Origin of the sequence: Bacillus mesophilus, from assembly GCF_011008845.1 — a bacterium.
GTDB lineage: Bacteria > Bacillota > Bacilli > Bacillales > SA4 > Bacillus_BS > Bacillus_BS mesophilus.
Genome location: NZ_JAAIWM010000002.1, coordinates 107389 through 124854, shown reverse-complemented (window position 1 = coordinate 124854; position 17466 = coordinate 107389). Strand labels below are relative to the sequence as shown.

General features: G+C 38.3%; 19 protein-coding genes. 18 read left to right on the top strand and 1 reads right to left on the bottom strand.

What is annotated here, in order from left to right; genetic code table 11:
- Positions 1–23: 23 nt before the first annotated feature.
- From prsW to fni, 9 genes are all read left to right on the top strand, one after another.
- Positions 24–695 (top strand): glutamic-type intramembrane protease PrsW, encoded by a 672-nt coding sequence (gene prsW, locus G4D63_RS05865; protein ID WP_163178715.1) that lies wholly within the window; start codon positions 24–26, stop codon positions 693–695.
- An 813-nt stretch (positions 696–1508) separates the two neighbouring features.
- Positions 1509–2708 carry a cell wall hydrolase gene (locus G4D63_RS05860; RefSeq protein WP_239585912.1) on the top strand — a complete coding sequence of 400 codons (1200 nt, stop codon included), beginning with the start codon at positions 1509–1511 and terminating at the stop codon, positions 2706–2708.
- Between the two features lie 12 nt (positions 2709–2720).
- The gene (ypeB, locus tag G4D63_RS05855; protein ID WP_163178713.1) at positions 2721–4070 is read left to right on the top strand and encodes a germination protein YpeB; all 1350 of its coding nucleotides are present in this window, start codon (positions 2721–2723) and stop codon (positions 4068–4070) included.
- Positions 4071–4164: 94 nt separating this feature from the next.
- Positions 4165–4824 (top strand): flagellar brake protein, encoded by a 660-nt coding sequence (locus tag G4D63_RS05850; protein ID WP_163178711.1) that lies wholly within the window; start codon positions 4165–4167, stop codon positions 4822–4824.
- 53 nt (positions 4825–4877) lie between these two features.
- On the top strand, positions 4878–5054 hold the full coding sequence (locus G4D63_RS05845) for a YpfB family protein (protein WP_163178709.1): 177 nt from the start codon (positions 4878–4880) through the stop codon (positions 5052–5054).
- A gap of 122 nt (positions 5055–5176) precedes the next feature.
- Positions 5177–5848 carry a (d)CMP kinase gene (gene cmk, locus G4D63_RS05840; RefSeq protein ID WP_163178707.1) on the top strand — a complete coding sequence of 224 codons (672 nt, stop codon included), beginning with the start codon at positions 5177–5179 and terminating at the stop codon, positions 5846–5848.
- A 5-nt stretch (positions 5849–5853) separates the two neighbouring features.
- Positions 5854–6435, top strand: a complete 582-nt coding sequence (locus G4D63_RS05835) for a lysophospholipid acyltransferase family protein (protein WP_163178705.1) — start codon at positions 5854–5856, stop codon at positions 6433–6435.
- Between the two features lie 142 nt (positions 6436–6577).
- Positions 6578–7717 carry a 30S ribosomal protein S1 gene (gene rpsA, locus G4D63_RS05830; RefSeq protein ID WP_163178703.1) on the top strand — a complete coding sequence of 380 codons (1140 nt, stop codon included), beginning with the start codon at positions 6578–6580 and terminating at the stop codon, positions 7715–7717.
- A gap of 12 nt (positions 7718–7729) precedes the next feature.
- Entirely contained in the window at positions 7730–8776 is a 1047-nt protein-coding gene (gene fni, locus G4D63_RS05825) for a type 2 isopentenyl-diphosphate Delta-isomerase (RefSeq protein ID WP_163178701.1), read from the top strand.
- Positions 8777–8831: 55 nt separating this feature from the next.
- Here fni and G4D63_RS05820 read toward each other — a convergent pair whose 3' ends face one another.
- Positions 8832–8966, bottom strand: a complete 135-nt coding sequence (locus G4D63_RS05820) for a YpzI family protein (protein ID WP_163178699.1) — start codon at positions 8964–8966, stop codon at positions 8832–8834.
- 123 nt (positions 8967–9089) lie between these two features.
- On the opposite strand from G4D63_RS05820, the gene G4D63_RS05815 reads away from it, so the two are divergent.
- The 9 genes from G4D63_RS05815 to spoIVA all read left to right on the top strand — a co-directional run bounded on the left by G4D63_RS05815 (position 9090) and on the right by spoIVA (position 17342).
- The gene (locus tag G4D63_RS05815; RefSeq protein ID WP_163178697.1) at positions 9090–9695 is read left to right on the top strand and encodes a YphA family membrane protein; all 606 of its coding nucleotides are present in this window, start codon (positions 9090–9092) and stop codon (positions 9693–9695) included.
- Positions 9692–10588 (top strand): YIEGIA family protein, encoded by an 897-nt coding sequence (locus tag G4D63_RS05810; protein WP_163178695.1) that lies wholly within the window; start codon positions 9692–9694, stop codon positions 10586–10588. Before G4D63_RS05815 ends, G4D63_RS05810 begins: the two co-directional genes overlap by 4 nt.
- Complete coding sequence (locus tag G4D63_RS05805) at positions 10585–10770, top strand: capping complex subunit for YIEGIA (RefSeq protein ID WP_163178693.1); 186 nt, start codon at positions 10585–10587, stop codon at positions 10768–10770. Before G4D63_RS05810 ends, G4D63_RS05805 begins: the two co-directional genes overlap by 4 nt.
- 152 nt (positions 10771–10922) lie before the next feature.
- Positions 10923–12233, top strand: a complete 1311-nt coding sequence (der, locus tag G4D63_RS05800; RefSeq protein ID WP_163178691.1) for a ribosome biogenesis GTPase Der — start codon at positions 10923–10925, stop codon at positions 12231–12233.
- A 14-nt stretch (positions 12234–12247) separates the two neighbouring features.
- Entirely contained in the window at positions 12248–13291 is a 1044-nt protein-coding gene (locus tag G4D63_RS05795) for an NAD(P)H-dependent glycerol-3-phosphate dehydrogenase (protein ID WP_163178689.1), read from the top strand.
- 91 nt (positions 13292–13382) lie between these two features.
- The gene (locus tag G4D63_RS05790) at positions 13383–13628 is read left to right on the top strand and encodes a stage VI sporulation protein F (protein WP_163178687.1); all 246 of its coding nucleotides are present in this window, start codon (positions 13383–13385) and stop codon (positions 13626–13628) included.
- Between the two features lie 659 nt (positions 13629–14287).
- Positions 14288–14488 carry a DUF2768 domain-containing protein gene (locus tag G4D63_RS05785; RefSeq protein WP_163178685.1) on the top strand — a complete coding sequence of 67 codons (201 nt, stop codon included), beginning with the start codon at positions 14288–14290 and terminating at the stop codon, positions 14486–14488.
- 27 nt (positions 14489–14515) lie between these two features.
- Positions 14516–15229 carry a hypothetical protein gene (locus tag G4D63_RS05780; RefSeq protein WP_163178683.1) on the top strand — a complete coding sequence of 238 codons (714 nt, stop codon included), beginning with the start codon at positions 14516–14518 and terminating at the stop codon, positions 15227–15229.
- Positions 15230–15863: 634 nt separating this feature from the next.
- Positions 15864–17342: a stage IV sporulation protein A gene (spoIVA, locus tag G4D63_RS05775; protein WP_163178681.1), complete on the top strand. Its 1479-nt coding sequence runs from the start codon at positions 15864–15866 to the stop codon at positions 17340–17342.
- The last annotated feature ends 124 nt before the right edge of the window (positions 17343–17466 follow it).

Sequence of the window (17466 nt, the reverse complement as noted above, 5' to 3'; positions counted from 1 at the left end):
CTGATGGAAATGAGGAACACAATATGCTGGGGATTATTACAGCTGGTATAGCACCTGGTGTTGCCTTGCTCAGTTATTTTTATCTAAAAGATCAATACGACTCTGAACCAGTTTCTATGGTAGTTCGTACCTTCATATTCGGCGCTATATTAGTTTTTCCAATCATGTTTATTCAATATGTGTTAACAGAGGAACAGGTGATTCATTCACCACTCATGCAGTCCTTTTTAGCAGCTGGTTTACTAGAAGAATTTTTTAAGTGGTTCATCTTATTTTTTATTGCCTATAAACATGTTGAGTTTGATGAAATTTATGATGGGATTGTGTATGGAGCATCTGTTTCACTTGGATTTGCTACAGCTGAAAACATTATCTATTTATTTGCACATGGTGTAGATATTGCAATGGGAAGAGCTCTTTTGCCTGTTTCAAGTCATGCCCTATTTGGAGTCATAATGGGATATTATCTAGGGAAATCTAAATTCACATTTGGTAGCGTTAAAAAGAGATTTCTTTTATGGTCACTTATGATTCCGTTTATATTACATGGACTATATAACTTTATCATTTACTCCATTGAAGAATGGGTCGTGTTTATCATCCCATTTATGATCTTTCTATGGTGGTTAGGGTTAAGAAAAGTCAAACTTGCAAGGGTGCTTCAACATACATCAGTAAAACAACTGTCGCAATAGACAGTTGTTTTTTTTGTGCTTCTTCTTGGGATTGTTGCAATAATGGGTGATTGATTTCCACTCCAGGATGCTTCGCTTTCCGCGGGGCGTGCGGTGAGCCTCCTCGGTATGCGCCTGCGATGTCTCACCAAGGACAAAGTGATTTCCTTTGTCCCTATGTGACGCTACTCCAGCGCTTGATAGGATGTGCTGACCTCTACGTTCGCCACAGGACGTGGCGGCCTTTAGTAGAGGGTCCTTATTTCTCGCACCTTCCGTTCCAATCAATCAGTTTTATAAACATTATGTAATTTTTGACATACAAAAAAAAACAATCTTTTAGAGAGTCCTTATCGTAAAAATGAATGTAGTTTATACAAAAGTGAAATGCAGCGGAAAACACTTGACTCCTGCGGGAGATAGAGGAAAGGTCGAGACCCCGCAGGCGAAGCTTGTCTAGTTGCAGTGCCCAGCCCCTCGAGGTCAAATAACCCTTCTAGAATAAAAGGGAAAACCACCTTTTTTTCTAGAAGGAACATTTGCTTGTCGGGGCTTATCGGGGCACTTCCACTTTTCTAGTGAGGAGGCTCGACTTCCTCCCCGCGGAAAGCAAGTGTTTGGAGCGCAATGAAACGAACACAGTGGAAAAACAAAATTATAAGGTAAAGGTTTTGAATCCTCCCAATAACCCTTTCAAATTTGCAGTGTTCAATAGCCTTGTAATATGGGAAAATGGCTACTTTATTCTTTATCATCCAATTTCTTGTATAAAATTTTCGTCAATACAGAAAATACATCATAGACACCTAAGAAATTGGTTAAGGAGGTTAAAAGATGAGGCACCAATCAATCTGGAGAATTCCTCTTTGCATCATGATTTGTATTAGTTTTGTTGTTTCAATAGCACCAGCCCAACATAGCTACGCTTTTAGCGATCAAATTATCCAACGAGGAGCTACCGGAGACGACGTTATTGAATTGCAAGCCCGTTTACAATATAACGGATTTTATCACGGTCCAATCAATGGAGTATTTGGATGGTCAACTTATTGGTCAGTTCGAAATTTCCAAAAGGAATTCGGCTTAGAAGAGGTTGATGGCTTTGTAGGTCAAAAAACTAAGGATATGCTTACAAGAGCAACCAAGTATTATAAAGCGTTTGTTTACAAACAAATTGAGCAAGGCAATCGTTTTACACACTATGGTGGAATGCCATTAGCCAAACAATCTGCTCCTAGTCCTCAAGTAATTGAACAAGCCAAGAAGGCGGCAGAACAAAAACGAGCAACACAATTAAATGCTCATAAGCAAAACGTACAAAAAGGAAATCAACAAGCACAACAGCCTGCAAAACAGCAGGGAAATCAAAAAGCGCAACAGCCTGCAAAACAGCAGGGAAATCAAAAAGCACAACAGCCTGCAAAACAGCAGGGAAATCAACAAGCACAACAACCAGCAGAACAACAAGGAAATCAACAGGCGCAACAACCAGCAGAACAACAAGGTAATCAACAGGCACAACCGCCTGCAGAACAACAGGGGAATCAACAAGCCCAACCACCTGCAGAGCAGCAGGGAAATCAACAGGCAGAACAGCCTGAAGAACAAGCGGCACCTCAGGAGGAGCAGGCAGAGCAGCCAGCACCTAAAGAAACTGCAGTTAACATGCCAAATGGCTTTTCTCAAAATGACATTCAATTAATGGCAAACGCTGTTTATGGAGAGGCAAGAGGTGAGCCTTATATTGGGCAAGTAGCGGTAGCTGCGGTAATCCTCAATCGCGTTAACAGTCCAACTTTTCCAAATACAGTTTCGGGTGTAATTTTTGAACCTCGTGCATTTACAGCAGTTGCCGACGGTCAAATTTGGTTAACACCTAATGAACAAGCGAAGAAAGCTGTATTAGATGCCATAAATGGTTTTGATCCAACTGGTGAAGCAATGTACTACTTTAACCCTGATACAGCGACAAGTGGCTGGATTTGGGGGAGACCACAAATTAAACGAATTGGGAAACACATCTTCTGTAAGTAGAGGGGTGAAATAATGTTAAGAGGAATATTAATTGGAGTTCTCGCAGTAGCCATTACAGGTACAGCCTACTGGGGGTATCAAGAACATATTGAAAAAAATGCTATTCTTATTCATGCGGAAAATAATTATCAACGTGCATTTCATGATTTAACCTATCAGATTGATTTATTGAACGATAAAATTGGATCAACTTTAGCGATGAATTCAAGAAATCAGCTATCACCATCTTTGGCTGAGGTTTGGAAAATAACATCGGATGCTCATTCAGATGTTGGTCAACTACCGTTAACGTTGTTACCATTTAACAAGACAGAGGAGTTTCTAGCTAATGTCGGAGAATTTAGCTATCGTACCGCAGTACGTGATTTAGATAGTGAACCATTATCAGAAGACGAATATAAGACGTTAGAATCTCTTTATGAAAAATCCGGTGAAATTCAAGAAGAACTTCGAAAGGTACAACATTTAGTACTAGAAAATAACTTACGCTGGATGGATGTGCAACTGGCGCTAGCAACAGATAATCAACAGGATAATACCATAATCGATGGTTTTGAAACGGTTGAAAAAAATGTTGAAGCCTATTCAGAAGCAGATTTCGGTCCAACTTTTACTAGTATGAAAACAGATGCGAAAAAGGGCTTTCAATATTTAACTGGAAAAGAAATAAGTGAAGAGGAAGCGAAAAAGGTTGCCAAGGATTTTCTAGGGCTTGAAGGTCAAGAGGAAATCCGTATCAGTGAAAATGGTGAGGGTGCCAATTACGGTTTCTACAGTCTTGAAATCGAAGATCCTAAAGCTGAAACAGATATTTATATGGATATTACGAAAAAAGGTGGATATCCAATTTGGGTACTTCGTAGTAGAGATGTAAAAGAGCGAAACATCAGTTTAAACAAGGCAATGGAAAATGCAGTGGCATATTTAAAAGACCACAATTTTGAAGATTTAGAGATGTATGAAAGTGCACAATATGACAACATCGGAGTCTTTACCTTTGTTTCGGTAAAAGATGAGGTTAGAATTTTGCCAGACGCTATTACCATTAAGGTTGCTTTAGATGATGGGAAAGTAGTAGGATTCACTGCAAGAGCATACCTATTAGCTCATCACGAACGCGATCTTCCTGAGGCTACCCTATCCCTAGAGGAAGCAAAAGGGAAGCTTAATCCAGGTGTTGAAGTAATGGAAGATCGTATGGCTGTCATCTTAAATGACTTAGATGAAGAAGTACTTTGTTATGAGTTTTTAGGTACCATTAAGAATGATACGTATCGGATTCTAATAAATGCTGAAACTGGTTTTGAAGAAAAGGTTGAAAAGCTAGATAATGCAGAATCGATTTACCAAAACGAAGTCTAGGGTTTTACAAAAGGAAAAGGCTAATAGAGCTTTTCCTTTTTTTTATTCCATGAGATAATAGAAGTAGGATTTGGAAGAATAAGTGAGGGATTTCATGATTAACATCGGAGATACGATCATATTAGAGCCGAAAAACTCAATTGAAAATGAAAAATATAGATGTAAGCTTGTTGAGAAAAAAGGTGAGCTTATTTACATTGATTATCCAGTAAGTATGGATACAGGTAAAACGGCCTTTTTATTAGAGGGGCATCAATTAAAAGGGTCATTTGTAGGAAAAGATAATACTGTCTATTTGTTTGAAACTGAAGTAAAGGCACGGGTTAAAAATGATATCCCAATGATTGTTCTCTCTTATCCTGGAGAAGAGCAATTAGTGCGCATTCAGCGTCGTCAATTTGTCAGAGTGGATACGTCTGTCGACATAGCAGCGCATCCCATTAAAGGTGAATTTACTCCGTTTGTTACCATAACAAGTGATATAAGTGCTGGGGGAGCAGCATTAATCTTACCCCCCAATGGTAAAATCAAGCCTGGAACTATTTTTAATTGCTGGGTCACGCTACCAATGCAATCAGGAGATTATCATTATTTAGTACTAAAGTCTAAAGCCATCCGAATAATCCCAGGTCGAAATGAAGAACGTGACAAAATGCCGATTGAGTTTGTCGATATTAGTAATAGTGACCGTCAGCTATTAATTCGTTTTTCATTTGAGACACAAATAAATTTCAAGAGAAAAGGGATTAACTAGTATAAAATAATGATTTCCCTCTCACACTAGTATTAAAAAAGGGAGGCGAAGTCATGAAGCATGTTGAGAGGATTATTGTGAAACTAGTGGTCATACAAATTATCTGTTTGGTGATTGCCCAATTCATTATGACAAATCATCAGCTTTCTCCCTATTTATCGAAGGTAATTGAATACGAAGGTGTTACTAAAGATTCCTATAGTAAAGTAGTTGAAACATTCGACCAGTAATATAAGCTATGATAAACTAAGAGTAGCTATCTGTATTAATTATAAACTAGCAGCAGGTAGAACCTGCTTTTTTTCTTTTAACGAGAAATTAAGATCATGAACATACGTTTTCAGGAGGAACAATGAATACTAAAATATCTATAGCCATCGATGGACCAGCGGCAGCAGGTAAAAGCACTGTAGCCAAGCAAATTGCAGAACAACTAACGTATATCTACATTGATACAGGTGCCATGTATCGCTCTCTTACATATAAAGCATTACAGCAGGAAATTGACGTTCAGAATGAGGAGAGTTTATCTACCATTTTAGAAAAGACAACAATAGAATTAAAGCCATCTAATGAGGGACAGTTAGTGTTTTTAGACGGAACAAATGTTACAGATGAAATTCGGTCTAACGTAGTTACGAATAATGTTTCACATGTTGCAGCACACCGCCTAGTTAGAGAGGAAATGGTTCAGAGACAGAAAGATATGGCTCAAAATGGTGGAGTGGTAATGGACGGTAGAGATATCGGAACACAAGTGTTACCACATGCTGAAGTGAAAATCTTCTTATTAGCTTCTGTTGAAGAACGTGCTAAAAGAAGGTTTGATGAAAACATAAAAAAGGGAATAGAGTCAAATTTACAACAACTAATGATAGAAATTGCACAGCGTGATAAACTTGATTCAGAGAGAGAGGTTTCGCCATTAATCAAAGCTCATGATGCAATTGAGATTGATACAACCTCTTTATCCATCTCACAGGTAGTTGATAAAATCATGACAATTGTTCATGAAAGGATTTGATGGACATGAATCTATATAATCTTGGAAAACAATTATGTACAGTGATTTTGAAACCATTATATAGAATTGAAGTTATTGGCGAAGAGAATGTGCCGAAAACTGGTGGAGTGCTGCTTTGTTCCAACCATATAGATAACCTAGATCCTCCAGTGGTAGGAATTTCTTCCCCAAGGCCCATTCATTTTATGGCGAAAGAAGAGCTATTTAGATTGCCTATATTAAAAAGTCTCCTTCCAAGCATACAAGCCTTCCCAGTAAGAAGAGGGATGAGTGATAAGCAGGCTCTTCGAACAGGACTTCAATTATTAAAGGATGGAAAAGTCCTTGGTTTATTTCCTGAAGGAACAAGGAGTAAAACTGGTGAATTAGGTAAAGGACTCGCAGGTGCTGGTTTTTTTGCACTCCGAACCGAAGCTAATGTGGTACCTTGTGCTATAATAGGACCATACAAACCTTTTAAATCGCTTAAGGTAGTATTTGGTAAGCCGGTAGATTTAAGTGAACTAAAGGAACGAAAAGGATCTGCCGAAGAAGCAACTGACTTAATCATGGATACAATCGGTGAGCTTATGGAAAAATATAAATAGCTAATTCATATCACTTGACAAAAATTAGTATTTATTAGAAGTTAGAAAAAAGAGTTTTTTTTAAGTCACTACATATTAAAAATTATATAGCTACAACTCAAAGTTTTTTGAAGGTTGGGTTGAACAAGGAGGCGCTTGAAAAATGGAAGAAATGAATCAGGAAGTGTTGGAGCAAACAAATCTAGAGGTAGGTAGTGTTGTTACAGGTCAAGTAACAAAGGTTGAAGAAAAGCAAGTTCTAGTTAACATTGGTTATAAGTCAGAGGGGATTGTACCAATTAGTGAACTATCTAGTTTACATGTTGAACAAGCGAGCGAAGTGGTGTCTGTTGGGCAGACACTAGAACTAAAAGTAACTAAATTAGAAGATGATGCAGTTATTTTATCTAAAAAAGCAGTAGATGCTGATAATGCTTGGGGGAACCTAGAAGCAAAGTTCGAATCTGGTGAAGTTTTCACAGCTGAAGTTAAGGATGTTGTGAAGGGTGGACTAGTGGTTGACCTAGGTGTTAGAGGATTTATTCCTGCTTCTTTAGTTGAAGCTCACTTTGTTGAAGACTTTTCAGATTACAAAGGAAAAGAGCTTTCTCTTAAGGTAGTAGAGCTTGATAAAGAAAAAAATCGTGTGATTCTATCACATCGTGCTGTAGTTGAAGCAGAGCAGAAGTCTAAAAAGAAAGAAACGATTTCTTCATTAAAAGTAGGGCAGGTCCTAGATGGAACTGTTCAACGACTAACAGATTTCGGTGCATTTGTTGATATTGGTGGAATTGACGGATTAGTACACATCTCTCAACTTTCACATGAACATGTAAGTAAACCATCTGAAGTTGTTGAAGAAGGACAACAGGTTAAGGTAAAGGTATTAGGCGTGGATGTTGATAACGGAAGAATCTCATTATCAATTAAAGATACCCTTGCTGGACCATGGGAAGAGCTGTCAGATAAGCTTCAGGTTGGATCAGTTGTTGAAGGAACTGTAAGAAGACTTGTAGCATTTGGTGCATTCGTTGAATTATTCCCTGGAGTTGAGGGTCTTGTTCATATTTCACAGATCTCAAATAAGCACATTGGCACACCAAGTGAAGAGTTAGAAGTAGGGCAACAGGTTAAGGTTAAAGTACTTGATATTAACGTTGCTGATCAAAGAATTTCCTTAAGTATCAGAGAGCTTCTAGAGGATGAAGATAAGGTTGACTATCGTGAATATCAACAAAAAGAAGAATCTTCTGGTTTTAGCTTGGGCGATATGATTGGGGATCAACTTAAGAAATTAAAGTAATGGTGATAAGCGGTGAGTAGAGCACAACGCAAAATTGATCATATAAAACATGCTGTTGAAGTAGGTCAAGTCCGTGCTCATGGATTTGAGGATGTCCAATTTGTCCATCAGAGCTTACCCGATTTATCAGTTGACGATATTGAATACGATTGTATGTTAGGCGAACTTTCCTTAAGTTCGCCTATTCTTATCAATGCGATGACTGGTGGTGGTGGTGAACAGACGTTGAAAATTAACCAGGGGCTCGCAATAGTTGCGAAAGAATGTAATGTCGCACTGGCAGTGGGTTCCCAAATGTCTGCCATTAGAGATAAGTCGGAGCAGTCAACTTATAAGATTGTAAGAGCTGAAAATCCAAAGGGGATCATCTTTGCCAATTTAGGTAGTGAGGCAACTGTAGATCAAGCACTTCAAGCCATTGAGATGCTGGATGCAAATGCTCTACAGATTCACTTAAATGTCGTTCAGGAATTGGTTATGCCTGAGGGTGATAGGGACTTTACAAATGCCCTTAAACGAATTGAAAAAATTGTAAAGGGTGTAACCGTGCCAATTATTGTAAAAGAAGTTGGCTATGGAATGAGCCATGAAACAGCAAAAACACTTAAAGAAATTGGTGTCAACATAGTCGATATTGGTGGTTATGGTGGTACGAATTTCTCCAAAATCGAAAATATGAGAAGAAATCGGACCGTCGATTTCTTTAATGAATGGGGAATACCGACTGTATCCTCTTTAATAGAGGTTGCCTCGCATTCACCAGCTCAAACTATTATCGCATCTGGTGGAATCATGTCGGGATTGGATATTGTTAAGTCTATGAGGCTAGGTGCTAGCTGTGTGGGAATGGCAGGTTACCTTTTAAAGTTCCTTTTAGAAAATGGAACAGAGTCAGTTATAGAGGAAATTAGGAACCTACATGATGATATTAGATTCATCATGACTGCTCTAGGAAAGAAGAATTTTTCTTTATTGAAAGAGGCTCCCCTTGTGATAAAAGGGCCAACTTATCACTGGTTACAGGAACGGGGTATTAATACTCAAATATATAGCAAATAAAAAAACAGCGTTAAGCTGTTTTTTTATTTTGGATTATTTTATATGTTAGATCATGTTATTTTTCGTTGCGCTCTCTAGACTTTTCCGGGCTTTCCATTCTAGTAGCACCAGGATAAGTTAACTGTTGATCACGATCAGACTCCACTCTCTTTTCCTTCCTAAGCTTTGTCTCTTGACGGTCTTTTCCCATATATATCCCTCCTTCGTCCATTTACTTCCTTATTCTTTCCCGTGTACGAATTTCACATTCAGCAACGAAGATGATTAATTTTTAATAAATGAAGCAATAATGGAAATGATAGGAGGGATGGTCTTGGAAGGCATTTGGTTTTATTGGTTTGCTTGGCTAGGGTGGATTGTCCTCACATTCTTTTTAAAAAAAGGAAAACTTAGAACAGGATTAGCTGCATGTTTGTTAGTAGTGATCTTTACTGCCCATCAAACATTCTCAGTTTTACATACTAGTGTGTCTATTGGTTTTGTTTTGCTACTTTTACTTAATTATTTACTAGTAAGAGATTTTTCGTATAAAAAACTGCTATATCTCTTTGTTTGTACGGTAATCATTTCGTTTTCCTATGTAAGTTTTTATTTATACAGCATTTTTGATCCTGTTTGGGTGATGTTTCATCCTTCCTTTATGCTCGCATTTGTCTTAACCTACTTGGTGCTACTTTTATTTAAGGCGAAAAAGGATCGGTATATAGCGTTCCTATTTGGCATTTGTCATGGTGACTTATTGTATGGATTCGTTATGGACTTTTATTCTTTCCCGATTACTTTTGGTAATCTTGCATTTTTTGATGTGATGGCAATTGGAATTACATTTATTTCAACTTGGAACGGATTTGAGTTACTTTCAGTCGCTTTGAATCAGGTTACAAAAAGAACAAACAAAAGAAAGGCTGGGATTTTATGAGTGAATACACCTATCCGATACTTTTTGGTGTTGCTATTGGAACACTAACTCGCTTATATATGTTAAAAACAGATTACCGTCAATATCCCACCTATCTACACGGGAAAATTATTCATATAGCGTTAGGCTTCATCGCGGCTGGTTTGGGTACCGTTGCCGTTCCGTCCATCATGGAAGAGGATTTTACTGCTATTACGTTTCTCACCTTGGCGGCCTCACAGTTTAGGGAAGTTCGAAATATGGAGAGAAATACATTAGCGCAGTTGGATGGTTTTGAACTTGTATCAAGAGGAAATACATATATAGAAGGAATTGCGGTTGCTTTTGAAGGAAGAAACTATTTAGTTATATTTACTTCGTTTATTTCGACATTCTCATATATTGTATGGAATATATGGGCAGGGTTAGTAGCTGGTCTCATTGGGCTTTTCCTTTCAAAGAAATTAATGAGTGGTGGAAAGTTAAAAGATATTGTGGATATTGAATATGTTGAGCCAAGGTTTGAGGGAGCGGGTTTATATGTAGATAATATTTACATTATGAATATAGGAATTCCAGAGAGACAGAAAGAAGTATTGAAGTATGGAATGGGGTTTATCTTAAAACCTAAGAATTTTGATGCAAGATCAACTATAGCTAACCTCGGTCAACGTCAAGCGATTCTGCATGACGTATCAACAGCAATGGGGGTTTATCGAGATTCTGGTACACCTGCACTTGTTCCATTGGCTAAGCGTGACTTGGATGATGGAAGAATTGGAGTGTTTGTCTTACCTCAGGTTCGAGATTATGAAAAAGCAATTGAGGTAATTGGCCAGGTTCCTACACTAGAAAATGCGATACGTATGCCAACTGAATCAAAAGCTAATCAAAAGGGGCATAAAATAAAATGAATCTTGAAAAATTTATATTAGCAATTATCACAACCAATCCTAAAAAAGCGGCTGGTGGAACAGCCATATTTCTGTGTGATACGGTGGCTGAGATGGACGAGTTTGCTAAGAATGTTGAAGCGATAACAGATGGAATTGCTCATAAATTAAGCGATGAGGTATATATAGTGGTAAAGCATTGAAGGAAAACATTGTTCTCTTTGCACATTTTTGGTAGGATTAAAAAGATTAGCATGTCGTGACCCTTCTGTTACATATAGAAGGGATTTACGCGCTTTATCTACATAGAGTAGCGTTTAGCCAAAGTGCTTGGAATAGAAAGGAAGTAAAATAAATGCCAAAACCAGTTATTGCAATAGTTGGAAGACCAAATGTAGGGAAGTCAACTATATTTAATAGAATTGTTGGGGAAAGAATATCAATCGTAGAAGACATCCCAGGAATAACGAGAGATCGTATTTATAGTTCAGCAGAGTGGCTTAACCACGATTTTAATATTATCGATACGGGTGGTATTGAAATTGGAGATGCCCCGTTTTTAACAGAAATCCGTCAACAGGCTGAGGTAGCAATAGATGAAGCGGATGTTATTATATTTATGGTTAACGGTCGTGAAGGAGTTACCAATGCAGACGAAGAGGTTGCTAAAATTCTTTATCGCTCCGATAAGCCAGTAGTTCTCGCCGTTAACAAGATTGACAATCCAGAAATGCGAGTAGACATCTATGATTTTTACGCATTAGGATTTGGTGAACCTGTACCTGTTTCTGGTTCACATGGTCTTGGAATCGGAGACTTATTAGATATGGCAGCAGCTCATTTTCCAGTAAGAGAAGAGGAAAATTACGACGAGAATACGATTCTATTTTCTTTAATAGGCCGTCCTAACGTTGGAAAGTCTTCTCTAGTTAATGCACTACTTGGGGAAGAACGAGTAATTGTAAGTGATATAGCTGGAACAACACGTGATGCGATTGACACCCCTTATACGAAGGATGGGCAAGAGTATGTCATCATCGACACAGCTGGAATGAGGAAAAAAGGGAAGGTGTACGAGAGTACTGAAAAATATAGTGTACTTCGTGCCTTAAGAGCTATTGAACGCTCTGACGTCGTGTTAGTGGTTATAGACGGAGAAGAAGGTATTATTGAACAGGATAAGAAAATTGCAGGTTATGCCCATCAAGCTGGACGAGCAGTAGTCATTGTAGTTAACAAATGGGATGCTGTAGAAAAAGATGAAAAGACGATGCAGGAATATGAAAGGAAGATTCGTGCACATTTCCAATTCCTTGACTATGCACCAGTCATCTTTTTATCTGCAAAAACGAAACGAAGAATTCATACATTGTTGCCAATGATCAACATGGCTGCAGAGAATCATAATTTACGCGTACAAACCAATGTATTAAATGATGTCATTATGGACGCTGTTGCGATGAATCCAACTCCAACAGATAATGGCAAGCGTCTAAAAATTTACTATGCAACTCAAGTAGCTGTAAAGCCACCTTCCTTTGCTGTATTTGTAAATGAACCGGAGCTTATGCACTTTTCATATGAGAGGTTTTTAGATAATCAAATTCGCGCGGCATTTGGATTCACAGGAACTCCAATTAAGATCTTTGCTAGAGCTAGAAAATAAAGAAGAAGGGGAGGATGAACGTGGGGGATGTAACAGTTGTAGGTGCTGGATCCTGGGGAACAGCATTAGCGATCGTGCTAGCGGATAATGGTTATCAGGTTCGATTGTGGGCACACAAAGAAGCACAAATAAACGAAATTAATAATCAGCATACCAATGAGAAGTACTTACCGGGTATTATATTACCTGGTAATATTAAAGGTTATACATCTTTACAAGAATCATTAGAAGGCATCGGCAGAATCATTTTAGCTGTACCGACTAAGGCGATACGTGAAGTTATGGCGCAAATTCGAGCAGTGATCGACAAGCCAATCACCATTGTTCATGTTAGTAAGGGTATTGAACCAGATACTTTTAAGAGGGTATCGGAAGTAATACAAGAAGAAATGCCATCACATCTATTAGTAGACGTAGTCGTTTTATCTGGACCGAGTCACGCAGAAGAGGTTAGCAGAAGACAACCGACTACTGTCACAGTAGCATGCGAGAATATGGAGTCCGCAGAAAAGATTCAAGATATGTTTATTAATCAACATCTAAGAGTATACACCAACCCTGATGTCGTAGGTGTGGAAATTGGGGGAGCATTAAAGAATATAATTGCGCTTGCAGCAGGAATAACAGATGGTTTAGGGTATGGTGATAACGCGAAAGCAGCCTTAATCACAAGAGGACTTGCTGAAATTGCCAGATTAGGTGTTGCGATGGGTGCTAATCCTTTAACCTTTGCGGGGCTTACTGGAATCGGAGACTTGATTGTAACGTGTACAAGTGTTCACAGTCGAAACTGGAGAGCGGGCAATCTTTTAGGAAAAGGTCAAAGTTTGAATGAAGTGCTTGATAATATGGGTATGGTAGTTGAGGGTGTCCGAACAACGAAAGCAGCTTATCAGTTAGCACAAAAGATGAATGTTAGTATGCCAATCACTAATGCATTATACGATGTCCTTTTTAATAATAAAAAACCGAAGGAAGCCGTTGACTCATTAATGGCCCGTGGCAAAACGCATGAAATGGAAGACTTAGCTTCCATCCTTGATCGTCCTTCCAAATAGGCTGAGTAGGTTTTTGCCTAAAAATTTAATCACAGTTTCCTCCCCTCTGCATAGGATATGGTGAGTCTTATGTAGAGGAGGATTTATTTTTATGAGTCTATTTGATAACATTGAAAAGAAAACAAACATAAAAAAAGAAGATATCTTTAATTTAGCTGATTCCGTTAAAGGTGCCAACTTCCAGGATGAACAAACTGTTCGTCAGCTTATTAAACAGGTTTCTACTCTTGCTGGTAAACCGGTAACAAAGGAAAAAGAGGATAAGATTGTAGAGGCGATTATCAGTAATAATATGCCTTTGGACATAAATACAATCGGTAAAATGTTTAAGAAATAAAATTAGCATAAATAGGCTACCGATGGATGCAAATAAACTTGAAATGCATACAATACTACGAAGCAAACTTTGAGTTGAGCTGCTTTGTTGTAATATGGGTATATCTAGTCGTGCTGAAGTAAGGCTGCCCCCTTTACTTCAGCTTTTTTTTATTGCTTTAAAGTTAGTTTGTCATTTAGGAAATTATAAAATTTATCACTTGTTGATAACTTGGGTTAGTGCATTTGAATCCGGCTCCAGCGCCCAGCCAAGATGAAATTGCGACGATCTTTGCAATTTCATCCTACCTCGAGGGAAAAAGAAAATACACTTTTTCCTAGGTCAAATAACCCTACATCAAGAAAAGGGAAAGAGCACCCTTTTATTGATGTAGGAACATTTGCTTGTCGGAGGCCTGCAGGATGCAGGTCAGACAGGCGTTGCAACAGGACGTTGCGCACTTAGCCTGTCATCATTTTCGCGGCGCTTGCGCCTTTTGTTCTTGGGATATTTTGTTTCATGACTTCAATACCTTTACAAGTTATATTTTATATAGGAAGTTCTACTTATTATGCATTTACTGATTTCTATACATAAGCTACACCCGTGGTACGTTACTATTTTCAAATAACCATAATTATATGGTATAATATTTGTCGATTTAAGAAGGAGTGAAGAGGATGTCAACAGGACTTATAAAGATGTGGTTTGCACTTGGCGCAATGGGGTTAATGTTCTTCTCAGTTATGACCATTATGCTTAGTAGATATAAACTAAAAGGATTTTTTAAATGGACAACCGCTATTTTAGCGTATTTGATGATGATTATAGCAGGTATTGTTATTTTCTTTGTTGTGTTTACAGGACCGGTAAGTGAATAACAAATAGCTTAGATAAGGCGGAATAAGATGAAAAAATATACACTACTTCTAATTATTTGCTCATTTCTTTTATCTGGTTGCTTATATCCGGATGATAGACTAGCACAGAACTCAATACCCTATACCGATCAACTACAATCCGTTCAAACAGCTGTTAATCAGTTTCGAGAGGATAGTGGTGGGCTTTTACCTATTAAGGATCGTGATATGGAAACACCTATCTATCAAAAATATCCAGTTGATTTTAGCAAAGTTGTTCCACGCTATTTGGCAGAACCTCCTTCTTCAGCATATGAAAGTGGCGGTATTTATCAATATGTTTTAGTTGATGTTGAAGAAAATCCTACGGTAAAGTTAATTGATTTACGCCTAGCTGATGGGATTCGCGAGCTCAAGACAAGAATACAGGCCTATAAAAGAACAAATGGAGGGTATCCACCATTTGATAAAATATTGACTGACCATATATTTACGGTAGATTATGAAAAGCTCGGGTATGAGGAGCCTCCTTTTGTGGTAAGTCCCTATTCTGGAGAAAACCTACCCTTCATCATTAATAATGAAGGTGAAATATTTATAGATTATTCACTAGATTTATATCGGCTTTTACAGGAAACAGATCATAAATTCCAGCCTGGGGATGACATCAGACCTATCCTTTTAGATCATGCAGTGTTTGTTCCAGCGTTCTCGGTTCCCTATACGGTTGAAAACAATGAACCTGTTTTTTTACAAGACTAAGAAAGCATAAGCTTTTAGTGTTATCTTTATTTAATGGTTTTCCTAGTAATCCAGCTTCAGCGCCCAGGCCCTCGAGGTCAAATAACCCTTGAAGAATAAAAGGGAAGATCACCTTTTTCGCTTCAAGGAACATTTGCTAGTCGGAGGCCTGCAGGATGCAGGTCAGGCAGGCGTTGCAACAGGACGTTGCGCACTTAGCCTGCCATCATTTGTCGGGGCACTTGCCCCTTTTGCTCACAACAAGACTAGTAAACTCGTCCAACGAAGGACTACTCTAACAACAATGCTTGAAAAAAAGTGAGAAAAACTTAATAAAATTGTCATGAACCCTTCTGATTAGAATACACTCTACAGAAGGGTTTTTTGTTATTGAAATACGTCTATCTTCAGCCTATATGAGGGTTAGTTAAGGTGGCAAAATCCCTTTCAACATACTTATGCTTTGTTAAAGAAAAGTAGGCTTGGTCACCATGTGGCTTTAACATAGCAAAACAATTTAGTAGAATTCAAAAAAATTTCTACAACAATAGTCATAATTAAATAGGACAACATCATAAGATATACTGTCCTAGATTATTAGTCATTTTGGATAGATTATTATCCCAAAGAGTTTTGAAGATCGGGAGGGGATCACTTGGAAAAGGTAGATATTTTTAAGGATATCGCTGAGCGCACTGGTGGCGATATATATTTAGGAGTTGTAGGTGCAGTTCGAACAGGGAAATCTACTTTTATTAAAAAGTTTATGGAATTAGTAGTTTTACCGAATATTGCAAATGAAGCTGACAAAGCACGCGCACAAGATGAGTTACCTCAAAGTGCTGCAGGCAAGACAATCATGACTACGGAACCAAAGTTTGTTCCAAATCAGGCTGTTTCCTTGCATGTAGCAGATGGACTAGATGTGAATATCCGTCTAGTAGACTGTGTAGGATACACAGTACCAGGAGCAAAAGGTTATGAGGATGAGAATGGTCCAAGAATGATTAACACCCCGTGGTATGAGGAACCAATTCCTTTCCATGAGGCAGCAGAAATCGGGACGCGTAAGGTTATTCAAGAGCATTCAACAATTGGTGTAGTTATTACGACGGATGGATCCATCGGAGAAATCCCTCGAAATGATTATTTAGAATCAGAAGAAAGAGTAATTAACGAGTTAAAGGAAGTTGGCAAGCCGTTTATCATGGTTATTAACACGGTTCGTCCACATCATCCTGAAACAGAACAATTACGCCAAAAGTTATCTGAGCAGTATGATATTCCAGTGTTAGCGATGAGCGTAGAAAGCATGAGAGAAACTGATGTGTATAACGTACTTCGTGAAGCATTGTATGAATTCCCTGTTCTTGAGGTTAATGTTAACCTACCAAGCTGGGTAATGGTATTACGTGACAACCACTGGTTACGTGAAAGCTACCAAGAGGCAGTAAAGGATACGGTTAAGGATATTAAACGCCTTCGAGATGTAGATCGAGTGGTTGGTCTCTTCAGTGAGTATGACTTTATCGATAATGCTGGCCTCGCTGGTATTGAGATGGGTCAAGGTGTAGCAGAGATTGATTTGTATGCACCAGATACTTTATATGATCAAATCTTGAAAGAAGTAGTTGGTGTAGAAATTAGAGGGAAAGACCACTTACTACAACTTATGCAGGATTTCTCATATGCAAAGGCAGAGTATGATCAGGTTGCAGATGCGCTAAAAATGGTGAAGCAAACAGGATATGGAATTGCAGCACCAGCTTTATCGGATATGGCCTTAGATGAGCCTGAGATTATTCGCCAAGGCTCGAGATTCGGTGTAAGGCTTAAAGCAGTAGCTCCATCCATCCATATGATTAAGGTAGATGTTGAGTCTGAGTTTGCACCAATTATCGGAACGGAAAAGCAAAGCGAGGAATTAGTTCGCTACTTAATGCAAGATTTTGAAGATGATCCACTATCAATTTGGAATTCAGATATTTTTGGTAGATCATTAAGCTCCATCGTACGTGAAGGCATTCAGGCAAAGCTATCATTAATGCCAGAAAATGCTAGATATAAACTTAAGGAAACATTAGAGAGAATAATTAATGAAGGCTCTGGCGGTCTAATCGCTATCATCCTATAAGCCCCTGACTCCGTGTAGGGGTCTTTTTTTGTGGGAACATCCAAAAGGTAGGGTGGAAAACGGAATTTTCTAAAATGTTAACTCGAGGAATGGAGAAATATGCCTAAATATGAAATATTTCTAT